The organism is Bacillus sp. SIMBA_005, assembly GCF_046535585.1.
GTDB classification, from domain to species: Bacteria; Bacillota; Bacilli; order Bacillales; family Bacillaceae; genus Bacillus; species Bacillus pumilus.
The window spans coordinates 70426-87793 of the sequence record NZ_JAWRWI010000002.1; the positions used below are offsets into that span (position 1 = coordinate 70426).

The window sequence follows — 17368 nt, forward strand, 5'->3', positions numbered from 1 at the left end:
TCTCCTTTCACTCATATGCAGCTCGCTTTAAGCAGGCAGCGGTTTCATTTATACAGATGTTGTATGCTATAATATTACTTACGAATAATGAACGCTTGTGAGGTGAAAAAAATGAAAACCTTTAGGCTGATTGATTTAAAAATTGAACTTGATCCAAAGCAAGATAAAATGTCCAGCATTCCCCTTCGCGACGGTTTAATCATTAATAAAGAAGATGGTGAAAATCACTGGATGATCGAGGCACTCATTCCAAAAAAACATAGACAGGTGTTTGAGGTGCTCTTTCAGCAGCACACTGAAGTGAAGATTCTTGTGACGATCACAAAAGAAAACAACCGCCCTGTTCATCTATCTGTCCAAGTCAAAAACATTGTTGCTTTAGAAGAAAACATTTCTGTGCTGCTCGATGGTAAGATGATTACAAATCGTTATAGAACAGAAACAGAAGAAGTACTAAAAGACCTCGTCAAAGAGGGGCTTTCCGGAGAAAAACTACTGGATGCATTTAAACAAAACACATAAAAAAGAGCGGGATTAGCCGCTCTTAGATAGTTGACAAAGGGCTAAAATGAATCTTATTTTAGCCCTTTGTCTTCCTTTCAGCGTGATAGAAAACCTTTGCAGTCTAGAAAGGGCGAGCACTGGAGCGGAGCGAATTGATTATTCGTGAGCACCGGAGCACAGACCTGACAACGAATGCGAGGGTTTGTCTACACGCTGAGAGCGGAGTTAGCCGCTCTTTTTTTTATTGCACATCTTTCGATTGGCTTTGATTTTTCAAGAGATCTCTAATTTCAGTTAGTAAAACTTCCGTTTGATCCGGCGTTTCTACAACCTCTTCTTCCTCTACCTTTTTCCGTTTTAATTTATTCAAATAACGAATAAAGATAAAAATGGAAAACGAGATAATCAAGAAATCAATCACTGTTTGAATGAAGCTTCCATATAAAATTTGCGCAGATCCGATCTTAATAGATAGACCGCTAAAATCATGTCCGCCAATAATAATGCCGACAAGCGGCATGATCAAATCATTTACAAGAGAAGTGACAATTTTGCCAAATGCTCCCCCAATGATGACACCTACAGCCAAGTCAATGACATTTCCCTTGACTGCAAATTCTCTAAATTCTTTCAGCATCTTTTATCACCTTCATCTTTTTTTGTCTAATATGACGTTTTTTTGTCAAAAATGCAAGTCCTGATCCGTTCAGACTAGTTGTTTCCATATAAAAAGCGATTCATCCTTGATGAACCGCCAGGCAAATCATGATACTTTAGGACCGATAGAAAATGTAAGTTCTGCTTCACATGCCACTTCGCCATCTACTGTGGCTACTGCTTTTCCTTTGGCAACTGGACCGCGAAGACGTGTCACTTCAACCTCTAAACGAAGCTGATCGCCAGGCTTGACCTGTCTTTTGAATCGGCAACTGTCAATTCCAGCAAACAAACCAATTCTCCCTTGGTTCTCTTCTTTACCTAAAATGATGACCCCAAAAACCTGAGCAAGCGCTTCTACAATAAGCACACCCGGCATGACTGGGTATCCTGGGAAATGACCGTTAAAAAATTCTTCATTTACTGTTACATTTTTGATTCCAACCGCTCTTTTGTCACCATCAACTTCTAAAATACGGTCAACCAATAAAAATGGATAACGGTGTGGAATAATGTCTTGAATTTGCTGAGCATCAAGCATGTCTTGATCTCTCCTTCTTTTCTATATCGCTGATCTTCATTTGATTCCTATAGAAGTATATTATGAATGCTCGTATTTTTCAACGTCCGCTCCACACATATGGCAAAAAATAGAATCTACTATTACCTATTGTCATCAAATATAATCCACACTACACTCATTGTTTTTTCACAAATATGGTAATATATATTACATCATTGATTGAATAAGAGGGTAAAAATGAATTTTATGAGTGATAAATCCATTAAAAGACTTCTCCATTCGTGGTATACAATGCTAAAGCATCGACATTTTTCGAAGGCTGAAGAAATCAAAACAACTCTATTAAAACATCAACGTAAAATATCAAAAAAACAGGAACTCTATTTACATTATCAGCTGATGCTTTTTCGGCATCAGCTCTGGATGAATCAGACAGAGGACTTAGAAAAAATGAAACATGAACTGATGCAGTACAAAGACCAAATGAACGATCAACTGCATTATTATTTTAACTTCTTTCTCGGTTTATACGAATCTTTAAAAAGTGATCAAAATGATGCCATTCATTATCTTGAAAAAGCAGAAGAAAAACTGCCGCTGCTAGACGATGAGCTAGAAGAAGCCGAGTTCCATTTTCGTACAAGTGGTGTTTATTATAACAAGCGCTATTCGTTGTTATCAATTCGTCATGTTGAAAAAGCCATGGATATCTTTGCAAAGCACGGGGATATCCATAGCATTTATCGGTGCAAAATTGTCCTCGCACTTAACTTTAGTGATCAAAAAAAGTATGAAGAAGCAGAAGCTCTTTTTATTGAGATCATCGAATACGTGAAAATCATTGATGATCAAGAACTGCTCGGTATCGTTTATTATGACGCTGGCTTTATTCAGTCGAGACAAAACCGTCACAAGAAAGCGCTGGAATACTTTAAAAAAGCACTTCGTCTGCCAGCATACCGAAAGTCCGCACACTCTTATGTATCGTGCCTCTACGAAACAGTGCGTTCCTGTTATAAAGAAAATTTAACCGATGAAGGTATGAAGTATATTCAAAAAGGATTAAAAGAAGCCGTTGCTTCACAATTTGATATATTAAGAATCAAGTTCCAAATTTTATTTCTTCTCTACAGCCAAACGCCAAAGGCAGATGAGCAGATTGCAAGGCTCGTCACATGCCTTGAACGAAAAGAAGCTTGGATTGATCTTGAGGATTTGCTTGCCGATGTCTCAGATTTTTATAAAAAAAAGGGCGACTTTGAGCGAGCCGCCTTTTTTATCATGAGAGGCTGATGTCAGCCTGCTCATTATCGAATTGTATTTACTAATCCAAGCATCTGATCACCCATCGTAATCGTTCTTGAGTTCATCTGATAGGAGCGCTGTGTTGTCATGAGATCTGTTAATTCTTTAGACATGTCCACATTCGACGTTTCAAGTGCACCTTGCTGAAGCTGAATCGCTTGGCGGTTTGCTCCATTTAGTGCTGTTAATGCACCTTGATAAGTACCGTCAACTGAGAATAAATTATCTCCTTCAGAGACAAGTGCTGAAGAGTTATTGACTTGCACAACACCTAGATTCACTTGCTGATTCGGTTGATTATCTCTTGAAATGGCTGTCAGACGTCCATTTTTATCAATTGAAATATCACGAAAATTCGCATTTAAGACGATTTCATTTCCGTTTTCATCAAGAATCGGATGGCCTTCGCTAGTGACAAGCTGCACTTGGTTACGATTATTGCCTGGCTGTAAGTAGAGAGAACCGTCTCTTGTATAACGAATATTACCGCCGGCATTGACCTGCATATACTGAGAAGGCGCTCCAAATGCAACATCAAGATCACGGCCTGTTTCTTTAATCGAACCTTGCAGTGAGTTAATGGACGCATTGACCATCGTACCCGTACCAAGCCTTAATCCATCAGGTGTCAGACGACTGTTTGCCACCTGCGCATTTTTTTCATCCACTTGGTTGAACTGTTGCCTGATCAGCTCTGAGAAACGGGTATTTTTCGCACGGTATCCTGTTGTTTCACTGTTCGCGATGTTATTACTGATAATATCAAGCTGCTTTTGTACTTCGTTCATTGATACAGCTGCATTGATCATCGTTCTAAGCATGAGAATCCTCCTTTCTTTTTCATTTCTTGATTAATACACTCTGCCAATTTCATTCACTGCTTTTTCTAAGCTTTTATCATACGCTTGAACCACTTTTTGGTTTGTTTCAAATGCTCGATAAGCGGTTGTCATTTCTGTATATGATTTCGTCACATCCACGTTCGACAGCTCCGATACACCTTGATTTAACGTATAGGACATTTGACCGTTATTGACTGCACTTGGCAGGGGCTGGTTATCAGCTGTACGGTATAAATCATTTCCTTCTCTCGCTAAGTTTCTTGTATCCATCGCAACACGTACATCAATTTGTCCAAGATTTTGTCCATTTTCACTCACAGTTCCATCTGCATTCACTTTGAAATTCTCACTCTGAACCGTGATTGGCTGACCTGTCACAGAAAGAAGAGCATGCCCATTGATCGTCAACTGATTTTGTGCGTTCAATGTAATCGAGCTACTTTTCGTATAACGAACGCCTTCTGGGGTATTGACCGCATAAAAGAGCGCTGATTTCTGATTGGTCTCAGGGTTGATCGGCACATTATTTTCGACTAGTGCGATATCCGTTGTTTGATCTGTTGTTTTTAAAGTTCCTTGGGTAAATTGAGGAATCAGTTCCTGCATATATGTCCCCGTATTAATGCCGCCAATCGGTGTTTGCTGCGGAACACTAAACCCTTTGCCTGAAGAAGTTTGGAAACGTCCTGACTCCATTCGGCTTAGCAGCATTTCTGGAAATGCCCGCATGGCCCCCTCATCCGCTTTATATCCTGGCGTATTCGCATTTGCGATATTATTTGAAAGCATTTCTGTCCGCCGCTCTTGAGCGATCATGGCAGATGTTGCGGTGTATAGTCCTTTTAACACGTGCTCACCTCATTAAAATTCTTTCACATGACCTAAACACAATCTTCTATGAAATATATCGGCATATTTGCAGGGTTCTTTAATAAAAATCCCCCATTCTTTCGAAAAAGAATGAGGGACATCATTAGCTGAGTTTACGCTTTGGCAGCTTGTCCATATTATCAAGCATGACGCCAGTACCAACAGCTACACAATCCATCGGATTCTCAGCAACGAAAACTGGTACTTTCAGCTCTTCTGCAAGCAATTGATCAAGCCCGTTTAGAAGAGCTCCGCCACCTGTAATGATGACGCCGCGATCAATAATATCAGCTGATAATTCAGGCGGTGTTCTCTCAAGAACTTGCTTTGCAGCCTGAACAATCGCAGATACAGATTCACGCAATGCTTCTTCTACTTCTTTGCTTGTGACGGTAATCGTTCTTGGTAATCCTGTCACCATGTCTCGTCCACGAATTGAAATCTCTTCGTGACGTGCGTCTGGGAATACCGTTGCAACTTGGATCTTAATATCCTCAGCCGTGCGTTCACCGATCAACAGCTTGTACTCTTTTTTAATGTAGTTGAGAATTTCCAGATCAAATTTGTCTCCAGCCATTTTAATAGAAGAGGCGGTTACAATGTCACCCATTGAGATGACAGCGATATCTGTCGTTCCGCCTCCAATATCTACGACCATGTTTCCACTTGGCTGAAAAATATCCATACCAGCACCAATAGCTGCTACTTTTGGCTCTTCTTCAAGAAATACATGCTTACCGCCGCTTTTTTCAGCAGCTTCTTTGATCGCCTTCTGCTCAACAGATGTAATGTTTGTCGGGCAGCAGATGAGCATACGCGGCTTAGAGAATAGCCCTTTCACATTTAATGAGTTAATAAAATGCTTGAGCATCGCTTCAGTTACTTCAAAATCAGCAATTACGCCATCTTTTAATGGACGAATCGCAACAATATTCCCAGGCGTACGTCCAACCATACGTCTCGCCTCTTCTCCAACAGCCAAAACTTTTCCGCTGTTTTTGTCAAGAGCTACCACAGATGGTTCATTTAACACAATTCCTTTTCCTTTGACATGAATCAGTACATTGGCAGTACCAAGATCAATTCCAATATCCCTAGCAAACATCTATATATATCCTCCTTGAAAATCTGTTTCCATAGCAAATACCACATTCTGCCCTAATTATATATTCTATCATAATTTGCAGAAAAAAAGATATTTCTTTACAAAAGTCTTTACAAAATTTGTGGTTAGAAACTACCGATATGAGGAAGATATATATATCATGTTTATGAACAAAGAACTAAGCTTACTGTTTCACAGGCTCGCCTTCTAAAATTTCTTCTTTTTTATACTTTAATTTAGTGGCTTCTCCCCCTCGCAAGTGGCGGATTGATTTATGATAATCCAGTATCTCCTTCACTTCATTAGCCAGATCTGGATTAATTTCTGGCAGTCTTTCTGTTAGATCCTTGTGTACAGTACTTTTAGAGACTCCAAATTCTTTCGCAATTACACGAACGGTTTTCTTTGTCTCCACGATATACTTTCCTATCTTGATTGTTCGCTCTTTGATGTAATCGTGCACACCACTCGACCTCCCTAAAATGGATGTGAGAAGTGTGAAATGAGATCCGTATCAATAGTGTCCATTTTCAGCGGCGCTTGTTCGTCTTAATTTCTCATCCATTAGGTAGTAAATGCCAAACACGATCCCTCACCTCAAACACTCTCTTTGTCAGGTTTGTAACAGTGTATTAGCATTGCATAGGGAATATGCTAAAAATGAAGATGGGACAAGGGATTTATCAGAAAATGCAATCATTTCGAGTGGCGAAAATTTTCACTTTACAAGAATGGGTCGAGCACGTAAAATAGAAAAGGTGATTTTATTTACCTAGCTAAATATTTAATAAAGGTGAGCATATGGATACGTTAAATAGAGAGTGTTTACATCAAATACACCAAAGCGCCAGGTTGCTGTCTAAAAAGGCGAACGAAGCGCTTGCTGCTTATGACTTGTACATGTCCCAATGGACTGTACTTTTTTGTTTGGACACATTCGGCCCGAAAACCCAAAAAGACATTTGGACATATTTGAACGTCGAAGCCCCAACCATTACCCGAACCGTAACCCGTCTAGAAGCAAATGGCTGGGTGCAACGTGTACAAGGAAAAGACAAACGCGAAAACCTGATCGTCATGACAGATGATGCTAAGGCCCGATTTGAAGAAATCAAACGTACGATGGAACAATTTGAAGAAGAATGTCTTTCAGATTTCACCCACGAAGAAAAACAACTCCTCCATACACTTTTACACAAATTATCAACTGAATAGGAAGTGACATACATCATGAACGAACGCATTTGGACAAGAGACTTTATCATGATTGTCCTGGTGAATTTATTTACGTTCACCTCTTTTTATGCCCTTTTAACCTTGCTGCCTATTTACACAATGGATGAACTAAATGGAACAGAATCACAGGGCGGTCTTCTTGTGACGGTCTTCTTATTGTCCGCCATTGTGACAAGACCATTTTCTGGAGCGATTATTGAGAAATTCGGTAAAAAACGGATGGCGATTTTCTCATCAACGGCATTTGCCTTACTTACTTATTTATACATCCCAATTGATCAATTCCAAACGCTTCTCGTGCTGCGTTTCGTGCAGGGCATCTTTTTTAGCATTTTGACGACAGTAACCAGTGCCATTGCAGCAGATATGATTCCAAAACATAAACGCGGGGAGGGACTTGGCTACTTTGTCATGTCCATGAACCTTGCTGTTGTCATCGGTCCATTTATTGCACTAAATCAAGTAGGAAAAGTAGGATTCCATTCCTTATTCCTTCTTTTCTCCATTATCGTTACCATTGGTGCCGCTTTTACGATGCTCATCAGACAACCAGAGCTTGAAGATGGAGGAAGTGTTGTCTTCCGATTTACTTTTTCTCACTTGTTTGAAAAAGGTGCATTAAAAACAGCGGCAGTCGGCATCATTATTTCCTTCTGTTATTCGCCCATCATTTCATTTATTTCAGTCTATGCCAATTCCCTTGACTTGATGGGGGCAAGCAGTTATTTCTTTATTGTGTTTGCGGCAGCGATGCTTGGATCACGTCCATTTACAGGCAGACTTTTTGACCGAGTAGGACCTCACATTGTGATCTATCCTTCGATTGCTCTTTTTGCGATTGGTTTATGGATGCTGACAGCTACACATTCAGCTACAATGCTTCTGCTATCAGGTGGTGTCATTGGACTTGGCTACGGATCGCTAGTGCCATGTTTACAAACACTTGCCATTCAGCACTCACCAGCCCACCGTACAGGCTATGCGACGGCTACTTTCTTCACTTTATATGATACGGGTATTGCTGCTGGCTCTTTTGTATTTGGTCTCCTTGTCAGCTTCACAGACTTTTCAAATATATATCTCATTGCAGGTATTGTTGTCTTGCTCAGTATGATTGTTTTTTATTGGAGCGAACGAAAGCCCCAAGAAGCAAAAGCACAGAAGGTCTCCCTATCAGAATAGGATTCTATTTTAAACTTCAACGGAAACATGCTAAAATATAGGATGTTTCAAATAGACGATTATTTGAAAAATAGTTGGCATTAAGCGAAGGTATAGGTGATGTTTTGAATTACGAACTGTTTAAAGTGATACACGGGATGGCTCATCATTCTGAGTTTTTAGATCAGGCCATGATTTTCATTACGAAAAAGGCCATTCTTGTGTATGCCCTTGTCTTATTGATTTGCTGGTTTTTAGGTAATCACAAATTTAAGAAGCATGTCTTCTTTTCCGGTGTAACAGGCATCGCGGCACTTATCGTCAATTTTGCCATTACACTGTTTCATTATGAAGAGCGGCCGTTTGTGGCGCATAAAGTCGACACACTCATTCCGCACTCAGCAGACGCTTCCTTCCCAAGTGACCATACAACAGGTGCACTGGCTCTTTCACTTGCCATTCGATCTCGCAATAAAAAGCTTGGCAACATCTTGCTCGTCTTTGGATTACTCACAGGATTCTCCCGCATCTGGGTTGGTCACCATTATCCATTAGATGTCTTAGGCAGCCTGGTCGTATCAATTGTGGTCGTCTTTATCATGAATAAATTATGGAAATTCTTTGACTCTCCAATTGATCGCATCGTCACTTTCTATGAGACAATTGTAGGGAAAATATTCAGAAGGAAGCAAAAGGATCAGGGTTCTGACCTGTCTAACTCTTAAGCGGCTTGCGATAATGTGATGAAGAATCTTCTTCCACTTATCGCGCCGCTTTTTTTATTGACTGTCCTCCTCTGACCTTGTTCGAAAAATAAAGACTGACACCGATGCCGATAAGGGAAATGATAATCAACGTCCACCCTAACTGCTCAAAATGAGGACCAGCAATTTCATCCCCAAACAACATACCGAGAACGGCAGACGATAGAATGGAACCAAGATAGCGGCATGTTTGAAAAAGTCCAGAGGACGTGCCAATCATATGCTGGGGGCTTGCCTTGAGCATCGCAGCTTGCAGCGCAACATTGCCAATCCCGTAACTAAGTCCAAGCAGCGCTAGAACCAGCCCTTTCCCCCATAATGGTGCCGGAATAAAAAAGAAGGTCATCGCAGACGCTCCAGCCAGCATCAATACCGCACTGGCTAATACCGGATGGCGTTCATCCCCGCGGTCCACCCACTTTCCAGTCAGCGGAGAGACAATGATGCTCACCCCAGACATGCAAAGCATAAAAAGACCCGTCATTTCCACACGCCAGCCTAATTCATCTTGGAAATAGCTCGGCAAACCAAAGAAAAGACAATAGAAAAAGATATTTAAAATGATAAATTGCACATACACAAGTGAAAGCCGCTGCTCCTGTCTGAACATCCGAATTTGAATAAATGGTTCATCCACCTGATACTCCCACCAAATAAAAGCGCCTGCACTCAAGAGACAAAGAATTCCCTGTACATATTGAATGCCATGACCTAGTGATAATAAAAACGAAAGCAGAAGGACAATACAAACTGTAAAAAGAAGCATTCCTGGCAAATCGAGCCTCCGTACCGTTTCACCTATACGTAGCTTTCTCTTTTTCTGCTCCTTTGGAAACAAAGATAGTCCAAGAAAGAAGCTGATCAAAATAAAAGGCAGATTCACTAAAAAGATAGCCGGCCAGCCGCCGATTGTCATCAAAAAGCCGCCAAGTGTAGGTCCAAGCGCCGTCATCGCAGAAGCAAAAATGGACAATACCGCTAATGCCGATGCCTGCTTTTCCTGAATATGATCCCGAATGAGTCCGACACCAGAAGGATAAATGGCACTGCTCCCAATTGCTTGCAACAACCGAATCACAATCAGCACCGCAAACGTCGGGGCAAATGGTGCACAGATGGCTGAGACTGCTACCAGGCCGAGTCCGAATAAAAATAATGTTCTCCGGCTCATCACATGATCCCCAATCCGGCCGCTCACTGGCTGCGTCACCGCACTAGCTAAATAAAAAGACGAAATAAGCCAAGATACAGTCGTAAATGATAAACCGAATTCATGCTGAATTTGATGCAGGGCCAAAGAAATCATTGAGGAATTCAACGGATTTAACATCGTCCCAAAGGCAATCGCAGTTAAAAAGACTTTTCGGTTGTCCCTCCACTTCTTCATTTACAGCCCCCCTCTTTGTGTTCTGGCTTGCTAACCCTTCCGTTATTATGAGATTCATTTCCCTTTTTTACCCTGATCAATTCAAGTTCTCTCTTGGAAAAGCAAGACATACATTTTAAAAAGGGCGAGTGTTGGAAAAACACATGTAAAATTGAGAATATGAGGTACAAATGGTAAGATGCTACACATATTGAAAAGCCTACTTTCTCCTTATATGGAGAACGGCTGAAAAGGAGGAGAAGCTTATTATTAAGAAAAGACGGTTTTGGGTCCCAGCCCTTTTCTCGGTTGCAGTATTACTTCTGTCTTCGTGTGGTTCAAATGAAACAAATGGGAACGGAGATAAACGTAATTCTACAGCGAAAGGGTCGCCAATTTTGGAGGATGGAAAATTTATATTTGCAGCATCAGGTGAATTTCACCCATTCAGTTACATGGATGGAAATCAGATGTCAGGCTTTGATATCGATGTAGGCAATGCGATTAGTGACAAACTAGGCCTCGAGCCTATACAGAAGAAATATAAATTCGCAGGCATTGTCGAAGGTGTGAAATCAGGAAAATTCGATGCGGCAGTTGCAAGTCATACCATCAATGAGGAACGAAAAAAACACGTCCTTCTTTCTAAGCCCTACTATTACTCTGGCCCGCAAATTTTCACAAGACCTGGAGCAGACATTCAACATGCTGATGATTTAAAAGACAAAGAAATCGCTGTATCTAAAGGCTCGTCCTACGCTGATATCGCAAAGGAACATAGCGGACAGGAACCAAAATATTACGACAGTGATGTCGTCGCTTTAGAAGCACTAGCCAACGGAAAACACGATGCAGTCGTGACGGATTTCGCGACAGGCGCAGAAGCCATGAAGAAAAAATTAAAGATCGAGGCTCAGGAAAGACTCGGACAAAGTGAGCAGGCAATCGCTGTTTCAAAAGAAAATGAACAGCTCATTAAAGAGATCAACGATGCGATTGACGCACTAAAAAAAGACGGAACATTAAAACAAATTAGCGAGAAATATTTTAATGAAGACATCACGGTCAAACAAAATTAAAACCACGATTGTGCGCCTTTTTTAGGCGCACTTTCTTCAAATGGAGATGATTGTTTTGCCTACCCTATCACATTTTTTTCAGACGCTGATTGATTCAAGAGGTATTTTTTTAGAAGGTATGCTGCTCACCTTACAGCTCACTGTGATCAGCATCTTCATCGGCATGTTCATCGGGCTCTTCTTTGCTTTATTGAAAATATCACGCGTGGCTGTCTTCGGTTATATCGCCAATGCCTATATCTTCCTTGTACGCGGCACACCACTGATTGTTCAAATTTTCATCCTATATTTTGGACTGACAGAATTAAATATCCCCGACTTCTGGGCCGCTTCCATTGCGCTCGCCTTTCATAATGGAGCGTATATAGCAGAAATATTCAGAGGCGCTATCCAATCAATTGATCAGGGGCAAAAAGAGGCAGGACGCTCTCTTGGAATGGGACGTTTCCTAACAATGAGGCGCATTATTCTCCCGCAAGCGATGCGGCGTGCCCTCCCCCCTCTTGGCAACCAGTTCATTATTGGCTTAAAAGATTCATCACTCGCCGCTTTTATTAGCGTCAATGAACTATTTAACGTCGCCACGACCCAAGGTTCTAACAGCTTTGACAATATGACCTATTTACTTGTTGTAGCCGTCTATTACTTAGTTCTTGTCCTGCTGTTAACGTTCGCTGTCCAAACCTTTGAGAAGAAACTATCAGTCAGTGACCATTAGGAGGAGAAACATGACAGAATCAAAGGAACTCATTCGTGTTGAAAAACTAAACAAACACTTCGGAGAACTGCATGTTTTAAAGGATATCGACCTCACTGTTTATGAAAATGATGTAGTCGTCTTAATTGGAGCCAGCGGCTCTGGAAAAAGCACTTTGCTCCGCTGTATGAACTTTTTAGAAATCAAAAATGATGGGGAAATCATCATTGATGGCAGCCCTGTTCACCCAAAGCGCGATCAATTAAACGAGATGCGGCAAAAAATAGGCATGGTGTTTCAGCATTTTAACCTCTTTCCGCATAAAACTGTGCTTGAAAACATCATCGAGGCGCCTATTATGGTAAAAAAAACAAAAAAGACTCAAGCTGTATCAGAAGCCAACATCCTGTTAGAAAAGGTCGGACTTGCGGATAAAGCCAACGTATATCCTTCTAAACTATCAGGCGGTCAGAAGCAGCGTGTGGCTATTGCAAGAGCTCTCGCCATGAAACCAGATGTCATGTTATTTGACGAACCTACGTCTGCTCTCGATCCAGAGCTTGTAGGCGAGGTACTGCAAACAATGAAAAGTCTCGCAAAAGAAGGCATGACGATGGTCATCGTCACACATGAAATGGGCTTTGCGAAAGAAGTCGCCGATCGCGTCGTCTATATGCACGAAGGTCGTATCGTCGAAGAAGGCACACCATCAAAATTGTTCGATTCACCTCAAGAGGAACGAACCAAAGTCTTTCTCAGCTCCATTTTATAGGTCAAACGCCCTTTATTTTTCGTGCTCAATGCACGTTTTTTCTCATTTTTCACGAACTTTTCATCCTTTTATATTGAATATAACCAAAAACCATGTAAGATTAACTTACATGAATATGTTATATATGACTTTTCTCTCTATAATGAAGAATTAAGAAATCAATTAATTCTGAATGATTCAGGGGGAATGCAGCATGCAAATGGGTGATACAGTATTTATGTTCTTCTGCGCACTACTCGTGTGGTTAATGACACCGGGTTTAGCCTTATTCTACGGAGGACTCGTGAGAAGTAAAAACGTCTTAAGTACAACCATGCACAGCTTAACTTCACTAGCGATCGTCTCTATCGTATGGATCATGTTTGGCTATTCCTTGGCTTTTGCGCCAGGAAATGCATGGATTGGAGGCTTAGACTGGATTGGACTAAAAGACGTTGGCTTTGAGCCTGGTTCCTACAGTGAGACCATTCCACATTCATTGTTCATGATGTTCCAAATGACCTTTGCCGTCTTAACAACAGCCATCATCTCAGGTGCCTTTGCTGAACGAATTCGTTACTCAGCGGTCGTCGTGTTTACACTCCTTTGGGTCACATTTGTATACGCGCCAGTCGCACACTGGGTATGGGGCGGCGGTTGGATTGGCGAAATGGGTGCGCTCGACTTCGCTGGAGGAAACGTGGTTCACATTTCATCAGGTGTGGCAGGTCTAGTCGTAGCGATTGTGCTTGGGAAGCGTAAAGAAGCAGCAAGCTCTTCTCCTCACAATTTGATTTATACTCTTCTTGGCGGAGCTGTCATTTGGTTTGGATGGTTTGGCTTTAACGTTGGAAGTGCCCTTACCTTAGACAGTGTCGCAATGTTTGCCTTCATTAACACCAATACAGCAGCTGCTGCGGGAATCATCGGCTGGCTGTTAGTCGAGTGGATGATCAACAAAAAGCCGACCATGCTCGGCGCGATTTCTGGAGCCATCGCAGGTCTTGTCGCAATTACACCTGCCGCAGGTTTTGTCACACCTTTTGCTTCTATCATCATCGGATTCATCGGCGGCATCGTGTGCTTCTGGGGAGTCTTCTCACTTAAAGCCAAATTTGGCTATGACGATGCACTAGATGCATTCGGTCTTCACGGAATTGGCGGGACTTGGGGAGGAATTGCAACAGGACTTTTCGCAACAACCTCTGTCAATGACGGTGGAGCCAATGGCTTATTTTACGGAGATCCCAGCTTACTTTGGAAGCAAGTCGTCGCTATTGTAGCCACCTATGCCTTTGTAGCTGTTGTGACATACGTGATCATCAAAGTGGTCAATCTCTTCTTTAAGATTCGCGCAACCGAAGAAGAAGAATCAGTGGGTCTTGATTTAACCATGCATGGGGAAAAAGCTTATCAAGATTAAAGAAAAAGGGGTGTCTCTATGAGCAAAATGTATAAAGTGGAGATTGTCACACGTCCAGCCAATTTCGAAACATTAAAGGTGGAGCTTGGAAAGATTGGTGTCACTTCCATTACCTTTTCGAATGTACACGGCTGCGGATTACAAAAGGGACATACAGAGTTATACCGCGGCGTCAAAAAGGAAAGCAATGTATACGAAAGATTAAAGATTGAAATCGTCCTAAGCAAAGTACCTGTCGAACAAGTCGTTGAAACAGCTCAAAAGGTACTTCGCACAGGCGAACCAGGGGATGGGAAAATTTTTATATATGAGATAGAAAATACAATCAACATTCGGACAGGTGAAGAAGGACCTGCCGCCCTTTAAACCATCCTCCGCCGAGTGCGGGGGATTTTTTAAAGACAGAAAAAAACCTCTGCATGATTCATATACAGAGGTTTCAAGACTTAAGATTGTTTTGTTTCTTCAGTTTGACTGCTGTCTTTAGAGGAATCAGAAGACTTTTCTTGATCAGAGGATTTCCCCTTCTCATCAGACTTTTCTTCAGATTTTTCTCCAGCAGGCTCTTTGGCCTTATCTTCAGCAGCAGGTTCCTTCGTTTTTTCATCAGCTTTTGGCTGAGCAGGTTCTTTTGCTTCTTCCGTCACTTCTTGCGCGGCCTTTTCAATAGTTGAAACAGGCTTGTCAATAAAACTAAGTGGATTAAGCGCTAAACCTTCCATACGAATTTCAAAATGCACATGGTTGCCGCTTTCAGCACCATAAAGATTTTTACCAGAAGCACCGATGACGTCATTCTGCTTCACTTCATCGCCTTCTTTAACACTCACTTGTGACAACGATTGATAAACAGTCGATAATCCATCTTCATGTTCAATTTCAACGACGTGACCGAGAACTGGATCTTTTTTCGCTTGAACCACTGTTCCACTAAGAGCAGCTGTGACGTCAAACACTTTGCCATCTTTATCTGCAAGATCAATACCTTTGCTCAAGGTATAGGTGTTATTATAGTTTACAAGTGCTGCTTCTTTTTCTTTTTGATCAGCATCTGCTTCATAGAACTTTTTCACGACAGAAACATTATCAGAATTCTGGACTGGCATGGCAACATTTTCAATTGGCTTTCCAACTTCAACGGCATCATCACGCTGTTCTTGCCCTGTTTGATTTCCATCAGATAGTTGGTCTTTCACATCTTTTGATACAGCTTGATACCAAAGAACGGCTGTTAACACGACCGCTGCGCTGACCAAGTAAATTGCAGGGAATACCCAGCGCTTACGGAAAAATTGCTGAACTTTTGTGATTTTGGAAGTACGTTTCTTTTCTTCCTCTCTCATTTTTCATCACCTCAGCAACATTCTGAACACTTTTCAAAAAATATATACACACGAAATCATTTTTCTTTTTATTTTGCGCAATCGCATCAATAATATGTATGATGAATGAAAAAAGATGGAGGACTTTATTGTGAAAACTTTCAACCGAATAGCAACAGAAGATGACCTCAAAGCAATCGTTGATATTTACAATTCGACCATTGCTTCAAGAGAAGTAACCGCCGATACAGAACCAGTTTCAGTTGAAGACCGCCGGCAATGGTTTTTAAATCATTCAGAGAAAAGACCTCTCTATGTGAAAACAGATGAGGATGGACATATTTATGGCTGGCTCAGCTTTGAAACCTTTTATGGAAGACCTGCATACAACGGAACTGTTGAAATGAGTATTTACTTAAACCAAGACTATCGAGGGAAAGGCTTAGGGTCACTTTTTTTACAAGAAGCCATTGAGCTGGCACCTTCACTAGGCATTCGAACGTTACTTGCCTTTATTTTCGGGCACAACGAAGCCAGCATTCGATTATTTAAAAAGCACGGCTTTGAGACATGGGGTCACCTGCCACGCATCGCAGAAATGGACGGCAGCAGGTACGATCTAGACATTCTAGGAAAAGAATTATAAAACGAGCGTCTCTCAAACAAAGAGACGCTTTTTTATGATGCGTGTAACAACTGTTCAAACTGTTTCGCATTTTGGACAGCTTTTCTTTGGAGGATGATTCCATGTTCATCTATTAGAATCGCTTGCGGAACGACAGTTATCCCATACAGCTCCATGATTTGCGAAGAGCGCATATATACAGCTTGATCAGGCAGCAATTGAAGGAGCGATGCATCATCTCCTTGTTCATCTCCATTGATAAAAATGAATTGAGTATTATCGCTAGAAATGTGCTGACGCATATCAGATAAAATGCTTTTGCATGTCATACAAGTGGTATTTACAAATAACAGCATCACAGCTCTTCCACTCTGTAAATACTCCTTTAAAATGACCTTACCTCCTAAATGTGTATAGCTTCGAAATAACGGCGCAGCATCACCAACATCCGCTTCCTTTAATTCAATCCCATCAAGGGATTTAATTTTACTCATAAATTTTCCGATAAATCGGGCAAGCAAAAACACGACAGCCAGCTGAGCAATGACAATGAATAACACAATAATTAGTAGAATATCAGTCATTTCACTTGGTCTCCTTCTATATACGATTCAAATTGATTCATCCATTTTCTTTTGAACATCATAATGGTTTTCCCCACCGCTATAATCAAATAGACAGCCACTGCAATCAGAAAACAGATCATATGAAATGGCCATGGAATTGTTTCTACATAGGGATGTGCATAAAACAACCCAATCACAAGAGCCAGCATCGACACATTACGAATCACAATTCCCCAGTGAAGATGATCATTTTCAAGCAAACCTCCACAGCCGCATGAAATGTTACGATGTCCTCTCAATAAATTGAAGGTGACCGCTCCAGTATAGATACATAAAAGTGCTGTAAGGCCAATCGCAGGTACAAGAGACATGTTCCACACGAACAATAAACCCGTACAAACCAATTCAACAGTCAAAAACAAATAAAACATTGGCGCCGTGAGCGCAGGAGGCAGCAGTCGATAAGCATTCATCTGCTGAATATGTGCCGTTTGTTTTCTCACTTTATCAAGCCATGCACCTGCAAAGATCATTCCTAACAAATAGACACCTATAAAATAAAAGACACTCAC

Annotated in this window: 21 protein-coding genes; 11 read left to right on the top strand and 10 right to left on the bottom strand. The window is 41.3% G+C overall.

What is annotated here, in order from left to right; translation table 11 throughout:
* The first annotated feature begins 111 nt into the window (after window positions 1-111).
* Window positions 112-522 (top strand): YwpF-like family protein, encoded by a 411-nt coding sequence (locus SB660_RS02975; protein ID WP_003215215.1) that lies wholly within the window; start codon window positions 112-114, stop codon window positions 520-522.
* A gap of 223 nt (window positions 523-745) precedes the next feature.
* Here the strand turns inward: SB660_RS02975 and mscL are convergent, their stop codons facing one another.
* Window positions 746-1141, bottom strand: coding sequence for a large conductance mechanosensitive channel protein MscL (gene mscL, locus SB660_RS02980; RefSeq protein ID WP_044140111.1), 396 nt, complete (start codon window positions 1139-1141; stop codon window positions 746-748).
* A 126-nt stretch (window positions 1142-1267) separates the two neighbouring features.
* Window positions 1268-1702, bottom strand: a complete 435-nt coding sequence (gene fabZ / locus SB660_RS02985; RefSeq protein WP_041108123.1) for a 3-hydroxyacyl-ACP dehydratase FabZ — start codon at window positions 1700-1702, stop codon at window positions 1268-1270.
* A 219-nt stretch (window positions 1703-1921) separates the two neighbouring features.
* On the opposite strand from fabZ, the gene SB660_RS02990 reads away from it, so the two are divergent.
* The gene (locus SB660_RS02990; RefSeq protein ID WP_410581278.1) at window positions 1922-2977 is read left to right on the top strand and encodes a tetratricopeptide repeat protein; all 1056 of its coding nucleotides are present in this window, start codon (window positions 1922-1924) and stop codon (window positions 2975-2977) included.
* A 14-nt stretch (window positions 2978-2991) separates the two neighbouring features.
* Here the strand turns inward: SB660_RS02990 and SB660_RS02995 are convergent, their stop codons facing one another.
* The 4 genes from SB660_RS02995 to spoIIID form a co-directional block, all read right to left on the bottom strand.
* Complete coding sequence (locus tag SB660_RS02995; protein WP_106071348.1) at window positions 2992-3810, bottom strand: flagellar hook-basal body protein; 819 nt, start codon at window positions 3808-3810, stop codon at window positions 2992-2994.
* 30 nt (window positions 3811-3840) lie between these two features.
* Window positions 3841-4680: a flagellar hook-basal body protein gene (locus SB660_RS03000; protein WP_410581280.1), complete on the bottom strand. Its 840-nt coding sequence runs from the start codon at window positions 4678-4680 to the stop codon at window positions 3841-3843.
* Between the two features lie 124 nt (window positions 4681-4804).
* Complete coding sequence (gene mbl / locus SB660_RS03005; protein WP_012011515.1) at window positions 4805-5806, bottom strand: cell shape-determining protein Mbl; 1002 nt, start codon at window positions 5804-5806, stop codon at window positions 4805-4807.
* Window positions 5807-5990: 184 nt separating this feature from the next.
* On the bottom strand, window positions 5991-6269 hold the full coding sequence (gene spoIIID / locus SB660_RS03010; RefSeq protein ID WP_008343327.1) for a sporulation transcriptional regulator SpoIIID: 279 nt from the start codon (window positions 6267-6269) through the stop codon (window positions 5991-5993).
* A gap of 338 nt (window positions 6270-6607) precedes the next feature.
* Here spoIIID and SB660_RS03015 point away from each other — a divergent pair, with 338 nt between their 5' ends.
* The 3 genes from SB660_RS03015 to SB660_RS03025 all read left to right on the top strand — a co-directional run bounded on the left by SB660_RS03015 (window position 6608) and on the right by SB660_RS03025 (window position 8928).
* The gene (locus SB660_RS03015) at window positions 6608-7021 is read left to right on the top strand and encodes a MarR family winged helix-turn-helix transcriptional regulator (protein ID WP_044140115.1); all 414 of its coding nucleotides are present in this window, start codon (window positions 6608-6610) and stop codon (window positions 7019-7021) included.
* Window positions 7022-7036: 15 nt separating this feature from the next.
* Window positions 7037-8224 carry an MFS transporter gene (locus SB660_RS03020; RefSeq protein WP_410581283.1) on the top strand — a complete coding sequence of 396 codons (1188 nt, stop codon included), beginning with the start codon at window positions 7037-7039 and terminating at the stop codon, window positions 8222-8224.
* A 104-nt stretch (window positions 8225-8328) separates the two neighbouring features.
* Entirely contained in the window at window positions 8329-8928 is a 600-nt protein-coding gene (locus SB660_RS03025) for an undecaprenyl-diphosphatase (RefSeq protein WP_034660243.1), read from the top strand.
* Between the two features lie 37 nt (window positions 8929-8965).
* On the opposite strand, the gene SB660_RS03030 is transcribed toward SB660_RS03025, so the two are convergent.
* Window positions 8966-10354, bottom strand: coding sequence for an MFS transporter (locus SB660_RS03030; RefSeq protein WP_058013499.1), 1389 nt, complete (start codon window positions 10352-10354; stop codon window positions 8966-8968).
* Between the two features lie 212 nt (window positions 10355-10566).
* Between SB660_RS03030 and SB660_RS03035 the strand changes: the two genes are divergently transcribed.
* From SB660_RS03035 to SB660_RS03055, 5 genes are all read left to right on the top strand, one after another.
* On the top strand, window positions 10567-11412 hold the full coding sequence (locus SB660_RS03035; protein ID WP_235567013.1) for a transporter substrate-binding domain-containing protein: 846 nt from the start codon (window positions 10567-10569) through the stop codon (window positions 11410-11412).
* 40 nt (window positions 11413-11452) lie between these two features.
* Window positions 11453-12130: an amino acid ABC transporter permease gene (locus SB660_RS03040; protein ID WP_078061638.1), complete on the top strand. Its 678-nt coding sequence runs from the start codon at window positions 11453-11455 to the stop codon at window positions 12128-12130.
* A 10-nt stretch (window positions 12131-12140) separates the two neighbouring features.
* On the top strand, window positions 12141-12881 hold the full coding sequence (locus SB660_RS03045; RefSeq protein ID WP_180309957.1) for an amino acid ABC transporter ATP-binding protein: 741 nt from the start codon (window positions 12141-12143) through the stop codon (window positions 12879-12881).
* A gap of 193 nt (window positions 12882-13074) precedes the next feature.
* Complete coding sequence (locus tag SB660_RS03050) at window positions 13075-14283, top strand: ammonium transporter (protein WP_058013495.1); 1209 nt, start codon at window positions 13075-13077, stop codon at window positions 14281-14283.
* An 18-nt stretch (window positions 14284-14301) separates the two neighbouring features.
* Window positions 14302-14649 carry a P-II family nitrogen regulator gene (locus tag SB660_RS03055; RefSeq protein ID WP_007497589.1) on the top strand — a complete coding sequence of 116 codons (348 nt, stop codon included), beginning with the start codon at window positions 14302-14304 and terminating at the stop codon, window positions 14647-14649.
* Between the two features lie 80 nt (window positions 14650-14729).
* Here SB660_RS03055 and spoIIQ read toward each other — a convergent pair whose 3' ends face one another.
* The gene (spoIIQ, locus tag SB660_RS03060; RefSeq protein WP_058013494.1) at window positions 14730-15626 is read right to left on the bottom strand and encodes a stage II sporulation protein SpoIIQ; all 897 of its coding nucleotides are present in this window, start codon (window positions 15624-15626) and stop codon (window positions 14730-14732) included.
* A gap of 115 nt (window positions 15627-15741) precedes the next feature.
* On the opposite strand from spoIIQ, the gene SB660_RS03065 reads away from it, so the two are divergent.
* Entirely contained in the window at window positions 15742-16251 is a 510-nt protein-coding gene (locus SB660_RS03065; protein WP_041816002.1) for a GNAT family N-acetyltransferase, read from the top strand.
* 32 nt (window positions 16252-16283) lie between these two features.
* Here the strand turns inward: SB660_RS03065 and SB660_RS03070 are convergent, their stop codons facing one another.
* Window positions 16284-16814, bottom strand: coding sequence for a TlpA family protein disulfide reductase (locus tag SB660_RS03070; RefSeq protein WP_410581287.1), 531 nt, complete (start codon window positions 16812-16814; stop codon window positions 16284-16286).
* Window positions 16811-17368 (bottom strand): MauE/DoxX family redox-associated membrane protein, encoded by a 558-nt coding sequence (locus SB660_RS03075; protein ID WP_410581289.1) that lies wholly within the window; start codon window positions 17366-17368, stop codon window positions 16811-16813. Before SB660_RS03075 ends, SB660_RS03070 begins: the two co-directional genes overlap by 4 nt.

What these genes read in the sequence shown, in the direction of transcription:
- SB660_RS02975 (WP_003215215.1), top strand. Translation starts at nt 112, where the DNA reads ATGAAAACCTTTAGGCTGATTGATTTAAAAATTGAACTTGATCCAAAG.
- mscL (WP_044140111.1), bottom strand. Translation starts at nt 1,141, where the DNA reads ATGCTGAAAGAATTTAGAGAATTTGCAGTCAAGGGAAATGTCATTGAC.
- fabZ (WP_041108123.1), bottom strand. Translation starts at nt 1,702, where the DNA reads ATGCTTGATGCTCAGCAAATTCAAGACATTATTCCACACCGTTATCCA.
- SB660_RS02990 (WP_410581278.1), top strand. Translation starts at nt 1,922, where the DNA reads ATGAATTTTATGAGTGATAAATCCATTAAAAGACTTCTCCATTCGTGG.
- SB660_RS02995 (WP_106071348.1), bottom strand. Translation starts at nt 3,810, where the DNA reads ATGCTTAGAACGATGATCAATGCAGCTGTATCAATGAACGAAGTACAA.
- mbl (WP_012011515.1), bottom strand. Translation starts at nt 5,806, where the DNA reads ATGTTTGCTAGGGATATTGGAATTGATCTTGGTACTGCCAATGTACTG.
- SB660_RS03015 (WP_044140115.1), top strand. Translation starts at nt 6,608, where the DNA reads ATGGATACGTTAAATAGAGAGTGTTTACATCAAATACACCAAAGCGCC.
- SB660_RS03020 (WP_410581283.1), top strand. Translation starts at nt 7,037, where the DNA reads ATGAACGAACGCATTTGGACAAGAGACTTTATCATGATTGTCCTGGTG.
- SB660_RS03030 (WP_058013499.1), bottom strand. Translation starts at nt 10,354, where the DNA reads ATGAAGAAGTGGAGGGACAACCGAAAAGTCTTTTTAACTGCGATTGCC.
- SB660_RS03040 (WP_078061638.1), top strand. Translation starts at nt 11,453, where the DNA reads ATGGAGATGATTGTTTTGCCTACCCTATCACATTTTTTTCAGACGCTG.
- SB660_RS03045 (WP_180309957.1), top strand. Translation starts at nt 12,141, where the DNA reads ATGACAGAATCAAAGGAACTCATTCGTGTTGAAAAACTAAACAAACAC.
- SB660_RS03050 (WP_058013495.1), top strand. Translation starts at nt 13,075, where the DNA reads ATGCAAATGGGTGATACAGTATTTATGTTCTTCTGCGCACTACTCGTG.
- SB660_RS03055 (WP_007497589.1), top strand. Translation starts at nt 14,302, where the DNA reads ATGAGCAAAATGTATAAAGTGGAGATTGTCACACGTCCAGCCAATTTC.
- spoIIQ (WP_058013494.1), bottom strand. Translation starts at nt 15,626, where the DNA reads ATGAGAGAGGAAGAAAAGAAACGTACTTCCAAAATCACAAAAGTTCAG.
- SB660_RS03065 (WP_041816002.1), top strand. Translation starts at nt 15,742, where the DNA reads ATGGAGGACTTTATTGTGAAAACTTTCAACCGAATAGCAACAGAAGAT.
- SB660_RS03070 (WP_410581287.1), bottom strand. Translation starts at nt 16,814, where the DNA reads ATGACTGATATTCTACTAATTATTGTGTTATTCATTGTCATTGCTCAG.